The sequence below is a fragment of the Acidithiobacillus acidisediminis genome, from assembly GCF_023277115.1.
In the GTDB taxonomy this organism is placed as follows: domain Bacteria; phylum Pseudomonadota; class Gammaproteobacteria; order Acidithiobacillales; family Acidithiobacillaceae; genus Igneacidithiobacillus; species Igneacidithiobacillus acidisediminis.
Genome location: NZ_JALQCS010000001.1, coordinates 1,652,802 through 1,668,568 on the forward strand (window position 1 = coordinate 1,652,802; position 15,767 = coordinate 1,668,568).

At 56.7% G+C, this 15,767-nt stretch carries 18 protein-coding genes; 3 read left to right on the top strand and 15 right to left on the bottom strand.

Going from position 1 to position 15,767, the window contains the following annotated elements; genetic code table 11:
• Positions 1 to 18: 18 nt before the first annotated feature.
• The 3 genes from dapE to dapC are packed head-to-tail and all read right to left on the bottom strand — an operon-like array spanning position 19 to position 3,167.
• A complete protein-coding gene (gene dapE / locus M5D89_RS08320; RefSeq protein ID WP_248885356.1) occupies positions 19 to 1,143 on the bottom strand; it encodes a succinyl-diaminopimelate desuccinylase in 1,125 nt (374 codons plus the stop codon).
• Positions 1,143 to 1,964: a 2,3,4,5-tetrahydropyridine-2,6-dicarboxylate N-succinyltransferase gene (dapD, locus tag M5D89_RS08325; RefSeq protein WP_248885357.1), complete on the bottom strand. Its 822-nt coding sequence runs from the start codon at positions 1,962 to 1,964 to the stop codon at positions 1,143 to 1,145. Before dapD ends, dapE begins: the two co-directional genes overlap by 1 nt.
• A 24-nt stretch (positions 1,965 to 1,988) precedes the next feature.
• A complete protein-coding gene (gene dapC, locus M5D89_RS08330; protein ID WP_248885358.1) occupies positions 1,989 to 3,167 on the bottom strand; it encodes a succinyldiaminopimelate transaminase in 1,179 nt (392 codons plus the stop codon).
• A gap of 91 nt (positions 3,168 to 3,258) precedes the next feature.
• Between dapC and M5D89_RS08335 the strand changes: the two genes are divergently transcribed.
• Positions 3,259 to 4,125: a DMT family transporter gene (locus M5D89_RS08335; RefSeq protein WP_248885359.1), complete on the top strand. Its 867-nt coding sequence runs from the start codon at positions 3,259 to 3,261 to the stop codon at positions 4,123 to 4,125.
• Here M5D89_RS08335 and M5D89_RS08340 read toward each other — a convergent pair.
• From M5D89_RS08340 to M5D89_RS08360, 5 genes are read right to left on the bottom strand one after another with little or no spacing between them, the layout of a single operon-like run.
• Complete coding sequence (locus M5D89_RS08340) at positions 4,117 to 4,779, bottom strand: HAD family hydrolase (RefSeq protein WP_248885360.1); 663 nt, start codon at positions 4,777 to 4,779, stop codon at positions 4,117 to 4,119. The genes M5D89_RS08335 and M5D89_RS08340 overlap by 9 nt on opposite strands.
• Positions 4,776 to 5,483, bottom strand: a complete 708-nt coding sequence (gene ubiG / locus M5D89_RS08345) for a bifunctional 2-polyprenyl-6-hydroxyphenol methylase/3-demethylubiquinol 3-O-methyltransferase UbiG (protein WP_248885361.1) — start codon at positions 5,481 to 5,483, stop codon at positions 4,776 to 4,778. The genes M5D89_RS08340 and ubiG overlap by 4 nt, the downstream gene beginning before the upstream one ends.
• Positions 5,480 to 6,811, bottom strand: a complete 1,332-nt coding sequence (locus tag M5D89_RS08350; protein ID WP_248885362.1) for a TRZ/ATZ family hydrolase — start codon at positions 6,809 to 6,811, stop codon at positions 5,480 to 5,482. The genes ubiG and M5D89_RS08350 overlap by 4 nt, the downstream gene beginning before the upstream one ends.
• 52 nt (positions 6,812 to 6,863) lie before the next feature.
• Positions 6,864 to 7,994, bottom strand: coding sequence for a lytic murein transglycosylase (locus M5D89_RS08355; RefSeq protein WP_248885363.1), 1,131 nt, complete (start codon positions 7,992 to 7,994; stop codon positions 6,864 to 6,866).
• A 46-nt stretch (positions 7,995 to 8,040) separates the two neighbouring features.
• Positions 8,041 to 8,646 (bottom strand): C40 family peptidase, encoded by a 606-nt coding sequence (locus M5D89_RS08360; protein WP_248885364.1) that lies wholly within the window; start codon positions 8,644 to 8,646, stop codon positions 8,041 to 8,043.
• Between the two features lie 662 nt (positions 8,647 to 9,308).
• Here M5D89_RS08360 and M5D89_RS14430 point away from each other — a divergent pair.
• Complete coding sequence (locus tag M5D89_RS14430; RefSeq protein WP_431307150.1) at positions 9,309 to 9,422, top strand: helix-turn-helix domain-containing protein; 114 nt, start codon at positions 9,309 to 9,311, stop codon at positions 9,420 to 9,422.
• Positions 9,423 to 9,642: 220 nt separating this feature from the next.
• Here the strand turns inward: M5D89_RS14430 and M5D89_RS08365 are convergent, their stop codons facing one another.
• The 6 genes from M5D89_RS08365 to M5D89_RS08390 all read right to left on the bottom strand — a co-directional run bounded on the left by M5D89_RS08365 (position 9,643) and on the right by M5D89_RS08390 (position 13,431).
• Positions 9,643 to 10,116, bottom strand: coding sequence for a hypothetical protein (locus tag M5D89_RS08365; protein WP_248885365.1), 474 nt, complete (start codon positions 10,114 to 10,116; stop codon positions 9,643 to 9,645).
• 150 nt (positions 10,117 to 10,266) lie between these two features.
• Positions 10,267 to 10,698: a hypothetical protein gene (locus tag M5D89_RS08370; RefSeq protein ID WP_248885366.1), complete on the bottom strand. Its 432-nt coding sequence runs from the start codon at positions 10,696 to 10,698 to the stop codon at positions 10,267 to 10,269.
• Positions 10,699 to 10,717: 19 nt separating this feature from the next.
• Positions 10,718 to 11,191 (bottom strand): DUF3293 domain-containing protein, encoded by a 474-nt coding sequence (locus M5D89_RS08375; protein WP_248885367.1) that lies wholly within the window; start codon positions 11,189 to 11,191, stop codon positions 10,718 to 10,720.
• A gap of 15 nt (positions 11,192 to 11,206) precedes the next feature.
• Complete coding sequence (locus M5D89_RS08380; RefSeq protein ID WP_248885368.1) at positions 11,207 to 12,430, bottom strand: MFS transporter; 1,224 nt, start codon at positions 12,428 to 12,430, stop codon at positions 11,207 to 11,209.
• 46 nt (positions 12,431 to 12,476) lie between these two features.
• Positions 12,477 to 12,992, bottom strand: coding sequence for a c-type cytochrome (locus M5D89_RS08385; protein ID WP_248885369.1), 516 nt, complete (start codon positions 12,990 to 12,992; stop codon positions 12,477 to 12,479).
• Positions 12,993 to 13,119: 127 nt separating this feature from the next.
• A complete protein-coding gene (locus tag M5D89_RS08390) occupies positions 13,120 to 13,431 on the bottom strand; it encodes a hypothetical protein (RefSeq protein WP_248885370.1) in 312 nt (103 codons plus the stop codon).
• Between the two features lie 167 nt (positions 13,432 to 13,598).
• Between M5D89_RS08390 and M5D89_RS08395 the strand changes: the two genes are divergently transcribed.
• Positions 13,599 to 14,705, top strand: coding sequence for a fatty acid desaturase (locus tag M5D89_RS08395; RefSeq protein WP_248885371.1), 1,107 nt, complete (start codon positions 13,599 to 13,601; stop codon positions 14,703 to 14,705).
• 56 nt (positions 14,706 to 14,761) lie between these two features.
• Here the strand turns inward: M5D89_RS08395 and M5D89_RS08400 are convergent, their stop codons facing one another.
• Positions 14,762 to 15,766 carry an NAD-dependent epimerase gene (locus tag M5D89_RS08400; protein ID WP_248885372.1) on the bottom strand — a complete coding sequence of 335 codons (1,005 nt, stop codon included), beginning with the start codon at positions 15,764 to 15,766 and terminating at the stop codon, positions 14,762 to 14,764.
• Position 15,767: the final 1 nt, after the last annotated feature.

Here is a 15,767-nt window from a genome sequence, read left to right on the forward strand (position 1 = left end):
ACCTCACGTTGGCAGGTCTCAGGGCAGCATCTCGCGCAAGACTTGCAAGTAGATCTGCGGCAAGCGTTCCAAATCGGCCAGCGCGATGTGTTCGTCAATTTTATGGATCGACGCATTCACCGGGCCCAGTTCCACCACTTCCCCGCCGAGCTGGGCGATGAAGCGCCCATCGGAAGTACCGCCACCGGTAGAAAGGCGGGCGGGCCGTCCCATCACCTGAGTGATGCCGCTCTGTACAGCCTCCAACAACCGTCCTGGCGCAGTATAGAAAGGCGGTCCGGAAAACTGCCAGTTGAGTTCGTAGCGGAGCTCAGCACTATCGAGAATCTCGACTACCGCTGCCTGCAAGCCCTCCACGGTGGAAGCGGGAGAAAAACGGAAATTGAACTGCACGTCCAGGGTGCCGGGGATGACATTGGTGGCACCGGTGCCCGCGTGGATATTGGAAATCTGTAGACGGGTCGGGGGGAAATCCGGACTGCCCGCGTCCCAGCTGCGCTCGACCAGCGCATGTAAGGCGCCAAGGGCGCGGTGGATGGGGTTGTCCGCCTTTTCGGGATAGGCCACGTGACCCTGCACGCCCAAAATGCGCAATTGCGCATTGAGAGAGCCGCGACGTCCATTCTTGACCACATCCGCCAGACTCTCCTCCGAGGAAGGTTCGCCCACCAGACAGTAGTCGATACGCTCGCCACGCGCGCGCAATTGCTCCACCACATGCCGGGTGCCGTGGGTCGCAATGCCCTCTTCATCGGAGGTGATCAGGAAGGCAAGACGTCCCGTGTGACTTCGATTTTCCTGGAGGAAATCCTCCGCTGCCACCAGCATCGCCGCCAGACTGCTTTTCATGTCTGCCGCACCGCGACCGTAGAGCTTCCCGTCGCGGATCGTCGGCAAAAAGGGATCGCTGTGCCAGGCATCCAAGGGGCCTGGTGGTACGACATCCGTATGGCCAGCGAAGCAAAAAATTGGCCCATTGACGCCGTGTACCGCCCAGAAATTATCGACGCCTTCTGCTGGCATCCGCTCAACCGAGAAGCCGAGCTCTTCCAGACGTCCGATCATCCAGTCCTGGCAACCCGCGTCCTCCGGCGTCACCGACGTGCGGGCGATCAGTTCCTGGCTATAGTCCAGAACGCGCATCAGAGATCTCGCAGGATCTCGTTGATCCCGACCTTACTCAGGGTCTTGGCATCGACCTTCTTGACGATGACCGCGCAGTAGAGACTGTAACTGCCGTCTTTGGAAGGGAGATTGCCAGATACCACTACCGAACCTGCGGGTACCCGACCATAGCTGATTTCGCCAGTGCTGCGATCAAAGATGCGGGTACTGGCACCGAGGAAGACGCCCATGGAAATCACCGATCCTTCTTCCACAACCACACCCTCCACGACTTCCGAACGCGCGCCAATGAAGCAATTGTCTTCGATAATCGTCGGATTGGCTTGCAAGGGCTCCAGTACGCCGCCAATCCCCACCCCACCAGAGAGATGGACGTTTTTGCCGATTTGCGCGCAGGAACCTACCGTTGCCCAGGTGTCGACCATAGTGCCTTCGTCGACGTGCGCACCGATGTTGACGAAGGAGGGCATGAGCACGCAGTTGCGCCCGATGAAGGCACCCTTGCGTACCGTCGCTGGTGGTACGACGCGGAAACCGCCAGTACGGAAATCATTGCTGTTGTAATCGCTGAATTTGCCCGGCACCTTGTCATAAAACTGCGTTTCCCCGCCATTCATACGGAAATTATCCTGTAAGCGGAAGGAGAGCAGCACGGCCTTTTTGATCCACTGATGCGTCTGCCACTCGCCCTGGATCTTTTCAGCGACCCGCAGGACACCTTTATCCAGCCCTTCGATGACTTGCTGCACCGCCTCTCGCAGCTCCGCAGGTGCATGTTTTGGGGAGAGTTCGGCGCGCTGTTCCCAAGCCGTATCGATGATGTTCTGTAATCCAGTCACTAGCGATTTCCTGTGTGTTAAGGTTCAAGAAGAGGATTGGAGAAAATGACGGATGCGCAGCAGGCCCTCACGGCAAGTGTCGAACTCGCCAACCAGGGCAATGCGGACGCGATCGGCGCCGGGCTGCTGACCGTGGGCGTGCCGCGATAGGTAGGCTCCGGGCAGGCAGCGGACGTGCTGTGCAGCAAAGAGGTCCTGGGTGAAGGACTCGCCGTCACCGACCTGCAGCCAGAGATAGAAACCTCCGTCCGGTCGCTCGATGGGGAGAAGGTCGCCCAGAATTTCTGCCGCCGCCGCGAACTTATCGGTATAGTCCTGCCGCATGGCAAGCACATGCTTTTCGTCCGCCCACGCCGCCGCAGATGCCGCCTGGATGAAGGGCGGCATGGCGTTACCCAGGTAGGTACGATACAGCCGAAAGGCGGCAAGGAGATGCGCATCGCCAGCGATGAAACCGCTGCGCGCCCCCGGGATACTGGAGCGCTTGGAAAGGCTATGAAACGCCAGCACCCGGTCGAGACTGCCACTGCGTGCGGCGGCGCCGAGTACACCCGCCGGGGGGTGGTCGAAATAGATTTCGCTGTAGCACTCATCCGCTGCCAGAATAAACCCGTGTAGGCGCGCCTGCGCGATCAGAAAATCCCAGTCTGCCGCACTGAGTGCCGCACCGGTGGGATTGTGCGGGCTGTTGACGTAGAGGAGGGAGCAGCGTTGCCAGATTTCTTCAGAAACAGCGCCAAAGTCGGGCTGCCCCGTCGCGGTGCAATTTAGATAGTATGGCTGTGCGCCGGCGAGTAGCGCGGCACCCTCGTAGATCTGGTAGAAAGGATTGGGCAACAGAATCAGATCCTTGCCCGCGCTGCTGTCCACCAGAGCCTGCGCGGCACTGAACAGGGCCTCGCGACTGCCGTTGGCGGGGAGAACATGCCGGTCTGCTTGCAGAAAGTTCTTGGGCAGCGCAAAGCGATGTGTAGCCCAAGCGACAATCGCACTACGTAATGCCTCGGAGCCAAGAACCTTGGGATACTCGGCGAGCCCGTGGAGGTGTTCGATGACGCTTTCCACCACAAAAGCCGGCGCCGGGTGTCGTGGCTCGCCAATGGAAAAATCAATAAGCGGAAGGGATGCGGGGGCCGTGTCCGCCAACAGATCGCGCAAGCGCTCAAAGGGATAGGCCTGCAGTGACGCCAACCGTGGGTTCATTCTACAATCGCCTCCCCACACGGGATGCCACGAGATCAGAGTGCGTAATAGTCATCGACAAAAGTTTGGGCCAAGCGGGCAGCGCTGACAAGTGTCCTTCATTTCTCGTCAGAGGCAACTGCTTCCCGTTCTGAGCCTGGTCCTCGGTGCTGCGCTGTGGGGCACCTATTGGTGGCCTTTACGTTTTTTTACGGTGCATGGCTTTGGTGGGCCTTGGCTCATTGTCGTGACCTATCTTTTCCTTGGTCTCGGCGGCGGCCTCTTGTTATGGTTTCGCGGTGCCGGGATTTGCTGGCGCAGCAGTTGGCGATCGCTCCTGCTTTTGGCCCTCTTTGGTGGTTGGACCAATGTGGCCTTCATGCTTGCTCTCTTCCGGGGTCAGGTCGTCATCGTTCTCCTGCTGTTCTATCTCTCCCCGGTATGGGCCGTATTCCTGGCGCGCCTCATTCTGCATGAGCAGATTGGCTGGCGTGGCGCGCTTGCGGTAGCGCTTGCGGTAAGTGGCACTGCACTGGTTGTGCTACAAGGGCACGGGATTGGGCAGGACGCAGATCTGCTCACGCTGTTCTTTGCCGTCAGCAGCGGTTTTGCTTTTGCGTTGAGCAATATCGTGTTGCGCGGCGCGCAGGAGCTACCAGATCGAACCCGCGCCGTAGCAATTTGGTGGGGTTGCGCCATCATCGCCCTGGCCTTTGCGCTGCCCGAGAAATGGCCCAGCAATGCCCATTGGCCGGTGCTCTTCGTACCACTCTTCGCGTGGTTCTGGGTGGGTTTCGCCACGGTGAGTACCGTCTACGGCGTCAGTCGTCTACCCATTCGGCTCTCGGCCGTGATCATGCCCATCGAAGTCATTGTTGGCGCCGTTTCGGCATGGATTTGGGCCGACGAGGCGATGACGATCATTGAAATCTTTGGCGCGATGCTGATTCTTTCTGCGTCCTTGGTGCAGTTAGGGTAGCAGGAGGCGGGAGCCTAATTTCCGGGAATCGCTGACGATTGCATCGGCCGCCCACGAGTCCGGCGGGTCGCTCTCCGGGCAATAACCCCAGGCAGCAGCCCAGGCGGGGCAGCCCGCTGCATGTGCAGCCTCGACATCGCGCCGATCATCGCCCAGGAATACGGTCTGCTGCGGCTGCGTATCAAGCGCACGTAAGGCGTATTGTACCGGCAAAGGGGAGGGTTTAGGCGCTGCTGTGGTATCACCGCCAACAACAATGGCCGGAGCGAAGGGTAGGGCGAGGGTATTGAGCAAATCCTGCGCCAGTTCTTCGGTTTTGTTGGTCACGATTCCCCAGGGAATGGCGCGCTTCTGCAGTTCCTGTAGAACTGTCAGAATTCCGGGAAAGAGCTTGCTTTGTTGATGCGCGCGCCGACGATAATGATCCAGGAACGCGAGCCGCAACTCCGCATACCCTGGTTCGTCGGTGCGGATGCCAAACGCTGTGCCAAGCAGTCCAGGAGCACCATGGGATGCCATTTGCCGCATCATAGAAAAGGCAGGAATGTTCTGTCCACGTTCTGTGGCCAGGTCCTGAACGGCGCCAACCAAGTCCGGAGCGGTATCCACCAGGGTGCCATCAAGGTCAAAGAGCACTCCCTGCCAGCTTGTCATGTCGGCCTCCGACAGTGGCAGAGGTAATTGACGCTGACATCGTCCGTCAGGCAAGCGTTATGACGCCAAGGATCGTAGTGTAACCCGCGCACATCTTGTATGCGCAGACCAGCAGATCGGACCATCTCGAGTAGTTCGCTGGGGCGCAGGAACTTCTCGTAGTCATGTGTTCCACGCGGTAGCAAACCCAGAATATATTCTGCCCCCACAATGGCATAGAGATAACTTTTCGGGTGTCTGTTCAAGGTCGAGAGGAAGACATTCCCACCGGGTTTGACGAGTTTGCCGCAAGCGGAGACGATGCTCGCGGGGTCCGGAACATGTTCCAACATCTCCATGCAAGTAACGACATCGTAGCTTGCGGGCTCGGCAGCGGCCAACTCCTCCACGGCAATCACGCGATACTGCAGCGTAACGGATTCTTCCTGCGCATGGTGGCGGCCCGCCGCAATGGCGTCTTCGGCTAGGTCGATGCCCAGGACCTCGGCACCTTGCCGTGCCATGGCCTCGCTCAGGATACCAGCACCGCAGCCCACATCCAGTATCCGTTTACCTCGTACACCGCCGGCGACGGATTGCTGCAGATATTCCAGACGCACCGGATTGATCTCGTGCAGCGTATGCAGAGGTCCTTGAATATCCCACCAATCATTGGCTAATGATTGAAATTTTCGTATTTCGCCTGGATCCAGGTTGCTGCTCATCCGTGCCCCCTTGCGATGCGTTCTCCCCACTCCTGCGCTTGCTGCGCAAGATCCTGTTCATCCCAATCCTCGCCCTGGCCGTCGCGTATCTTTTGTATGCCTGCCACCCATACCGAGCGAATCTGGTCGCGGCTCGCACAGTACACCAGCTGCGAAAGAGGATCGTAGACTGGGCGAGTGGCCGGGTGATCCAAGGATACGGCAATACAATCGGCTGCTTTGCCAGGCTCGAGGCTGCCAATTTCCTCATCCCAATGGAGTGCCTTCGCGCCACCCAGCGTCGCCAGATACAAGGCCTGCTCTGCCGGCAGGGCAGTGGGATCGCCTGCATGCCCCTTGGCGAGCAGGGCAGCAGTACGCAGTTCTCCGAGCATGTCGAGGTCGTTATTGCTGGCCGCGCCATCGGTCCCGAGGCCAATGTTTTGTCCCTGTTCCAAAAGCGTTGCGATGGGCGCGATCCCGGAGGCCAACTTGAGGTTGGATTCCGGGCAATGGGCAATTTGTAACCCTGTTTCCTTGCAAAGAGCGAGGTCATTAACATCGAGCTGGGTCATGTGTACGGCAAGAAATTTGTGATCGAGCAGACCCAGATCGTGCAGGCGTCGCAGAGGACGCCGATCATCGCGAACCATGGCATCCTGGACTTCGCTTGCCGTTTCATGGACGTGCATCTGCAGGAAAACGCCTTGTTCCCTGGCCAGGGCGGCTGCCTCGCGCAAAGGGCCATCGCTCACCGTGTAGGGAGCGTGGGGGGCAATACTATGGCGCAGCAGGGGAGACTCACTCCTTGCGGCCAGATGCGACGCCGCTAGACGCAATGCATCTTCGGCGTTGCGGGTGTAAGTGGTAGGAAAGTCGATGATGACATGGCCAAGAACCATGCGCATCCCCATTTGCTGGGCAACATCCGCTGCCTCTTGCGGGAAAAAATACATGTCGTTGAAGCAGGTCGTGCCGCCGCGCAGCATTTCCGCGATCGCCAGACGGGTGCCCATACGCACAAAATCAGGGGCGACGAAGCGCCCCTCTGCCGGCCAGATATGCTCTTGCAGCCAGACCATCAGCGGCAGGTCGTCGGCCAGGCCACGCAGAAGGGTCATGGCGGCGTGGGTGTGAATATTGACAAAACCGGGCAGCAGGATTTGCTGTGGCAGGATATGCAGGAGCGCCTGCGGATAGCGTTCGCGTAAGGCCTTGTGCGTGTCGCGGGCGATGATGCGACCATTTTGGATGGCGATGCCCTGTTGCGGAAAGACCCCTCTGGGCACGATCGGAATAAGCCAGTCCGGTAAGAGAAGTTCTACCTCAGAATGCGAACGTTCCGCCATATGACCTCCCCGCTGAGATTTGCGGGGAGTGTAGCATCAACGAGCGGAAGTCTCAGCCCAGTCGTGCGCGTAGAGCCTCTGCATATGCCCAGACGGTTGCGGAGTAGTTGATGCTGGGGTTGTATCCCATGATGGCGTAAAAATTAGGGTAAGCGATGAAAAAGCGCTCCCCGCGTTCGGTGCGCAGCCGCAATATCCCTACGCGGGTATTGGCAGGAACCGGTGTCGGTTGCAGGGGCCGGATACCGGCCCGCTCGATTTCCTGCAAAGGATAGCGACCTTGCAGTAACTGGTCCGCCTGTACGGTGCTACCGACCACCGCTTCGCGCAGTACCGGCTGACCCGGTTGCCAGCCATGGGCAAGGAAAAAGCGCGAGGTGGAAGCCATGACATCCGGCACCGATCGCCAGAGATTGGGCGGGCTGCCGCCGGGTGGATCGTGCCATACCGCCCCATATTTCAGGTAACTACTGGCAAGGAACTGCGACATTCCCATCGCACCCGCCTCAGAGCCCCGCAGGGAGGATACGGGCACACTCAGTTGGTGTGCCAAACGAATCGTTTCCGCGCTCTGATACAAGAAAAATGCGCGACGAGCCGGCAATCCTAAAGCAAGAGATAAATTCGCGTCTAACACTGGGAAATTACCCTGGAAAGTGCCAAAACCGGTTTCAATGTTGAGAATTCCCAAGAGGATCTCTGGGGATACCCCATACCGGTCAGCAACTTGCGCGATGATATTGCGATGTTCCTGCCAGAATTCCATCCCGCGTTGCAGTCGGTCTGGGCGCAAAAATCGATCTCGGTAACGCCACCAGGGGTAGGGACGGAGGGGCTGCGCTGATGGAGGAGGGGGTGTCATCAACGCCAACGCGCGGGCATTGAACCGCGCATTGTACAGGGCTGGCAACACCCATTTTTCTGGCAAGTGATATTGGAGTTGCAGGGTACAGGCAAATTCCCGCAGTAAAGGCTGGTAGTTTGCTGGAAATCCAGGAAAGGACAGTGTCTGGGAACAGTCCACTTGGCGACGAAGGGAAAGTCGAGGTGCTGGGTTCTGCCGCGCAGTTTGCACTGTAGGGGGCTGAGGTAAGGTCGCCGCTGGCGCTGCCACCGCCACTTGTTCTGGGGGGATTTGCACTTGGTTGGCGCAGGCACCCAAAGCCAGTGTTACGGCCGTCACAAGGAGAATATGCACGCCCTGTCGCGCAGGGTCTATGCGGAGAAAGTTATTGATTGAGCACATGATCATTCAAGGATTGCATGGCAAGGAGTTCCGTAGGCATCGGGCGACGAATGCCGTCGAGTCGTTGCGCCCAGTAGGGGTTGCGCAAACTCTGTACGGTGATGCCGGCATGCCGATTGAGGGCGCTGACAAATTGATCGCCACCAATATAAATACCGACATGCGTAAAGGGTGCGCCCATGGTATCAAAAAAGACGAGGTCCCCTTTGCGAATGTGCGCAAAGCTGACCGAGGGTAGGGCCATCGCTTGAGCGCGCGCGGTACGTGGCACCACAACGCCGGCTTCCTTCAGTACGTACTGAATGAGGCCACTACAGTCGAACCCGTGATGACGACTTTCTCCGCCCCAAACGTAGGGTTTTCCGATTTGCGCAATGGCATTAACCAATACCGCATCCAAGACCGTTGCTTCTCGTGGCGTGTTGTAATACGAGTAATTTTGGTATGGAGTGACCGTCGGTCCTTGTGCCGTCTGTTGCCAACCTCCACCCGTATCATACTCTGCACATCCGCCCAGCATGAGTGCGGAAAGTAAGAGGCCAAATCCAAGCTGCCGAGAGTACCTATCCACAGTTTTATCATTACGCATGCCTTCATCCTGTTATCATCCCGGATCTTTGCTGATATATAGAGGAAAAGAATTTTTTTGGCAACTGTATAGGAGATATTGTTCTGATCGTATTGCCGAGCACCGTAACGAGATACAACAGAATAATAATATTGAAGTTATGGTAGTACTGTAACTTTATTTCTGGTGCAAAGAGATTGAATATTCTTTGCTGCGGGATGGGGTGGCTGCCATGGACACCATAATGGAAGCGCTGAGAGGTGATAGGGGGCGGACCTAGCCTGTCGGTCCGTGCCGCATATATGATTTAACATAATAATTATTATACGACATTATGGCAACTGCTCGCTGCCTAGCCTATCTAGCCTTGTGTCACCGCAACATAAGGCCAACGCATGAGAAATCCACGAATAGAGCTCCGGCAGTACGGAAACAACCTACAAATCATCATCAACATTCCCTGGGCAGAGATTCATAAGCCCGCACCCATCCCTGCAGGAAGAAACCAGATCCTGCCATCTAGGAACATCTCAAGGCCCGAGTATGGGCAGCCTACCAGGACACCGGAAATGTCAGTGCGACCGCCAAGAAATGTCATTTCGTTTATCACATCGCCCATGAGATCTCCGTGCAGAAATTGCACGAGAGCGACGCGAAAAACGGATTAAAACAAAGACTAAGCATTGCAACTTCTCGCCAGAGGAGAATCTGCGCGAAGTGTCGCGGCCGTGGTCGGGAAAAGTGAGCGCACCCTCTATCGATGGATGAGAAATTCTGGCACGGCTCAACAAGCATAGCTTGCAGTCGCAATACTAGGCGAGCAAAGGTAGGGCCTATGGTCTCGTCGGCCTGAGAGAACGCCAAAAGAGATAGTGGCCAGATGCGATGCTCTCGACCGGCTACGCCAAGCCCCTGCCCCGCTAAGGTCTCGCCCGTTTGGGACTTCGTCGCCAACGGGACCGCACATTGAACTGGAGAAGCAACAGAGGAGCGGGCTAGGTTGTCGGGTCTGCCAAACTAAGGGTAGCCTGTCCAGCGGGTGATGGAGCGCCCCTGATAGTGGCAAATCGGACCACCGTCAACCGTCGCACAATCTCGAGCAGGAATCAGGACGGTAACATCCGCAGCCGTCTGTGCGACGTAATCCGGATGCCCCATATTGAATGTACCCACTAGGCGGAGCGTATTCGATGGAGGAAACGCGGCGGACGTGCCAGCAGGATAGTAGGGGTGGACCGGAACTGGATGATATTGCGCGGTGATCTTCTGATCCACTTTGGCTATTTCATGTAAGAAGTACGACGCCAAGGCCAAACGGGCAACGAAAATCACGGCACCCAAAAGCAACAGCGTAAGCAGTACCGGCGCCCACGGAAACGGACGGCGAGAAGGTTGCTGCAAATAGATAGTGATATCGCCGCCAGTCGGAGACGGTGCAGGTTGATCAGACTGCCGCGCAGGTACGAAGAGCTGGTATTTGTCGTCTTCCATCGGTAACTCCCACACGCATCAAGCCATGAGTCGAGATTAGACCCGATTGTCTAATCCTGCAAAATTGCACGCTGAAGGCCTCGACTATCGAGCAGCTACCGCAAGACCCGCAATCGTGGACTGGCCAGGAATGGCGCCCAACCTTAGAAGTTACCCAGCCTTGCGCTGCGTGTCTGGTAAATAATCTGTACTCTGCCGTGGGCACATGCTGCAACTAGCGCAAAAACTGGTGCGCGATCCGCTGGGTAGCAGGCAGAGCGGCAATACCGTCAGACGCTCGGAATCTGAATATTCCTTGGGCACGGCACTCACTTGCTGCTTGATAACGAAGTTCAGGTAGTGCTCGACGGTCTCTACCGACAAATCGGCGACCTCCCCAACGCGCGCTTCAAGCCATTGACGAGCTTTATCTTTTCCAGAAAAGTGAATGATTAGATGCCGAAAAAGATCTGTTCCCAAGGAAATTGCCAAGGCTGGGCCACCCGATTCGCCACGATACTCGAGAAACACTCGAGAATTCTCCTCAGGCAGTGTGGCCTGTACCGTTGCCTCTTGTAATGCACGCTCGACCCCAGGTTCCATGGACTGCCCCTCGCTCTGCTCAGCTTATCTTTCCAGTATAGCACCAGATCAGACGGATGTGTTGTCCATCCAAAAAAATAAATGCTTTTTGCTTCAATATAATAGAGATCCGCATGGCCTCTGCCAGGGACAGATTTGCTACCCAGAAGTGCCTTTCCCACCAGACATCCGTGCCACCCCACATGGGTACAGCCGGATGACCCGCAAGAGCTCGCAACAGGCGATGGTCCCACTTTCGATTCACGATTTCTGATCGTCGCTGCGATGCGGGATTCCAAGCGCTCAGGATAGCGCCGCGCCAGCGGGTTTTTTCATTGATGCGGAATACAATTCCTTTTTTATCAATAAAATAAATAGATCTTCTATATAATTTGTCGAGCGGCTCTGGATCTTGCCCTATGCCTTGAAAAGTCCGTTCTGATCCCCCTGCGCCGCGCGCTGACGGAGGCTTGTTTGGCGCAGCGGAGAGAAAGCGATAGCGTCTGTAGATCAATGGGTTTCGGGCTGATTATTCAGCGGGAAGTGTTGCAGTACGCTGTTCATAACGTGTCCGTTCTCGAGCAAAGAGGCTCGACGGCATAAACCACGCCAGAAACAGGCTGGGTATCGCCGCCGCGAAGCTCAAAAGAAAGAAATGCGCGTAGCCCAGATCTACGACCAGAAAACCACTGTAGCTGCCGGCAACGGTCGCCGCGAGGGACATCAGGGCCGAACCAATGGCAAAGTGTGTCGCTTCAAATCCCTTCTGGCAACGCTGCATCAAAAACACCATCAGCACTGCAGTACCCAGACCGCCGGCAAACTGCTCAAAGGCGGCAACGGCGGCGACGGAGTAGAGTCCTGGCCTGGCGAAGGCGAGCCAAGCGTAGGCGAGAATTGCAAAGGATTGAATGAAGGTCAGGGCAAAAATACTGCGTTGCAAGCTCCAGCGCGCAATGATCAGGCCGCCAAGAATAGAGCCCCCAATTCCAGTAATTGTCCCTACTGCACCCGTAAGAATCCCGCGTGCTACCAAACCATAGCCCAAGCTGTGCAGAAACGGCGTTACCATGGCAAAAAGAAAGGCATCGCCAGCGCGGAACAGCAGAATAAACGCCAATGCCCACCCAATATTGGGTTGTGCAAGGTAGCTGCGTACGGATTCGCGGATGCGTTGCCAACGTTCTCCCTGGCTATGATTTCTTTCCGGTGTGGGCATCACCGACCGGTGCCAGAAAGCCAAGGCCAGCAGCATCAGAGCCGCGAGAGAAAAACAAGCGAACCAGGATACCCACCCGGCAACGATGACCAGAGCACCATTGCCTACCAGCATGGCGACGCGATAGGCCGCAACCCGAAGCCCTGAGTAACCCGCCTGCTCACTTTCTGGCAGAGTCTGAATATAAAAGCCATCCACAGACATATCATGGGTGGCCGACATCACGGCCATGAGGGCGAAAATCTTGAAGGCCAGGCCAAGATTCATGGTTTGGGCGGGCCAGATCAGCAACATGGCCACCCCAGCCAGGATGAGTTCCATGACGAAGATCCAGCGCTTCTTATTGCCGAACAGGTCAATCAAAGGGCTCCAGAACAATTTGAAGTTCCAGGGCAGCCCGAGCAGGGAAAGTAGGCCGATCAGCGGAGTGCCGGCGCCTGCAGCGGTGAAGAACTGTACGGAAACCTGCTGCACGAGGGAGAATGGTAGCCCCTCGGCATAGTAGCTACTGGCAATCCAAAATACCTTTCGCATAAAAAACCCCGCCTGAAGCGGGGTTTGTATCATGAAACTGCCTAAATCATGAAGCCTTGGGTGGCGCAATGGGCTTTTGTGCCAGAACCCATGCGGCAAGTTCCTTGGCTTGTGCTGGGGTAACATTCTGCGCCGGCATGGGCATGCCGCCCCATACTCCATTGACGCCATGCTCGATTGCATGCGCTAAAGTTCCATCCGCCTTGGGATTGCCCTTGTACTTATAGGCTACCCAGGCGAAGGCGGGGCCAACTACCTTGGCTTCAACCTGGTGACAGGCGAAACATCCTTTGGCTTCTGCCAGAGATTTAGCCTTGGCCATTTGATCCGTGCTCATAGCCACTGGCACGAGGTGCCCTGCCTCGGTTGCGGAATGTTGGTATGTTGCAGGCGAACTCGTAGCGGCGCTGTCGCTCGAGGTTGCTGCTGAACTGTCACTGCTGTTGGCTGCAGCGGTGCTGTTCTCGTTTCCCTTGCCGCAAGCTGCTGCCAAACCGACGATGCCGAACAAAAACACCGTTTTGAGCAGCCGTTGTTGAATACGCGTCCCTTTACTGAACATCAGAAACCTCCCTTTGTCACTTCCGTTGGATCTTTCTCGCCCAGACTTTGTATTTTCTGCAGCATAAAACAAAAGCGGCCGATCGAGAAGTTGCGATCGGCCCTTATTTGTGTCGAGGGTACAGGACTCAGTCGCTGGAGCTGCCGGAATCCTCGCTGCTGTTCGCACTACCGGTGTCGTTGGCGGCAGCGCTGTTGTCCGCTGCAGTGCTGCCACTCTCATTGGAGCTGGTAGCGGCGGCGCCGGTATCGGAGCTGACTGCAGCACTGGTGTCGGAACTGGCAGCCGCAGCCGACTCAGTGGTGGAGGAACTGGTGGTCGCGCTGGAGGTAGCAGCAGCGGTGCTGCTCTCCTTCTTGGCACAGGCACTGGCCAAGGCGATGACACCGGCAATCAAGACAATACGGGCTACTGGTTTTACTTTGCTGATATCCAACATGTTTGCAGTTCTCCCTGAAGCAAGGCTGGGTAGTTGATCCCGCGGGAAATCTAGCACCTTCGTCTTCTTTCCTGCAAGCAGAACTCCCATCTGCTTTCTCTGCCACTTGTCCTATCTTCTTAAATACGATATACGTATATTATTACAGGGATTCAGGGGAATTTGCCATGTTTCAAAACCCTCGTTCTGAGCAATGGGCGCAGATACGCCCGATTCGTTTACAGGAACTGCGGGCGGCTATCCGTCCGGAGCGATACCGGCAATCTGTTGTCCGCGCCCTCTCCAGTTATGCCTTTGATGCCGGGTTATACCTTCTTGCCATTGCCGGCATCCTGCTTGCGTCGCAGTGGTGGCTCAAGCTTCTTTTGGGGGTTGTGGCTGGTTCTGCAGTGGCTTTCATGTTTGTCTGGGCGCACGACGCGGCCCATGGTGCCCTGTTCCGAAGTCAGCGCGTCTCCCGTTGGCTCGGAACGGTCTTCATGTTGCCGTCGTTCAATATGTACCGTCTCTGGGCCTTCGGTCATAACCGGGTGCATCATGGTTTCACCAGTCTGAGTTCCGTTGACTGGATCTGGCGGCCCTGGACTCCGGTTGAGTATCGTCAGAAGACTCGGTTACAACGCCTGCTGTATCGTCTCGAAAGAACCCCCTATGCCTGTGCCCTGCACTACATTCTCCGGGTTTGGTGGCCAGGTATGCTGCGTTTTCGTGGGGATGAAAAAAGCCGTTCTGCTTTTCGTCGCGACAAACTGGTTACCCTACTCTTTTTCCTCGCGTTTTCGGCGCTGATATGGGGACTTGGCGGCTTCTTGTCCTGGCTCGCCGCTGTCGCTCTTCCTTTTTTGGTGTTCAACTATTACATCGCCCTCTTCGTCTTTTTGCACCATACCCACCCAGACCTGCCCTTCTTTGAGGATAAGGAAGACTGGTCACCGGCCCTTGGGCAATTATATTGCAGTACCATTGTGCGCTGCTCGCGGCTCAGTGAAATGCTCATTCACAATATTTTGATCCACACCCCGCACCACGTGGATCCGCGCATTCCCTTCTACCATCTGAAGGATGCCTATGCAGATTTGCGGGTGCAGTACGGAGCCTATATCCATGAGATGCGCTTCAGTTTTCGCGAAGTCTGGCGGATTTTTCGGGAGTGTCAGCTCTATGATTACGAACAACAACGCTGGCTGCGCTTCCGTCAATTACCTGCTTGGCTGACGGAACAGGAACGATGTGCTGCCCTCCTGCCGCAGGCGTCCGACGCGAGGCTCACCTGATCTGGTGTAATCCCCCGCATCGCATGCGGTATACGCTGTGCGCTGGAATGGAGGGGTTATGCACCGTAATAGTCACGATACCAGTGCACAAAACGTTGCAAGCCGGTCGCAAGCGCGGTGCGTGGGGCAAAGTCTACAGTCTGCTGAAGTTCCGAAACCTCGGCATAGGTAGCATGCACGTCGCCATCCTGCATAGGGAGGAGTTCCAGATCGGCTTTCTGGCCCAATGCCTCCTCCAGAAGACGCACAAATTCCAGCAGGGCAACGGGCTGGTGATTACCGATATTATAGAGACGGAAGGGTGCCGCGCTGCTAGCTGGGTCGCGCGGCCAGCTCTGTTGGGGCGACGGGGGGAGAGGCAACAGGCGGGTGACTGCTTCGACAATATCATCGATGTAGGTGAAGTCGCGCTGCATCTGACCATGATTGAAGATCGGCAGCTTTTCTCCTGCCAGGATTTTCTGCGTAAAGCTGAAGTAGGCCATGTCGGGCCGACCCCACGGGCCATAGACAGTGAAGAAGCGCAGACCGGTGCAGGGAATACGGTAGAGATGGGCGTAACTATGGGCCATCAGCTCCCCTGCCCGCTTACTCGCCGCGTAAAGGCTGACGGGGTGGTCTACCGGATCGTGCACACTATAGGGCAACTGGCTGTTGGCACCGTACACCGAACTGGAGGAGGCAAAGAGTAAGTGCTGGACCTGCTGTTGTCGGCAGCCCTCGAGGACGTTGAGGAAACCCAGGAGATTGCTGTCGGCATAATCATGCGGGGCCTTCAAGGAATGGCGCACGCCGGCCTGGGCGGCGAGGGTGACCACAGCAGTGAACGGATAGCGGGCAAAGAGTGTGCTCATGCCCTCACGATTAGCCAGGTCAAGGCGCTGAAATTGAAACCCGGGATGGCTCTCCAGCAAGGCCAGACGCGCCTGCTTCAGGGCTGAGTCATAGTAGGCATTGAGATTGTCGATGCCGTACACACTGTAGCCTTCGGCGAGGAGTCGGCGACTCAAATGAAAGCCAATGAATCCTGCTGCCCCAGTTACGAGTATCCTGCCATCCATG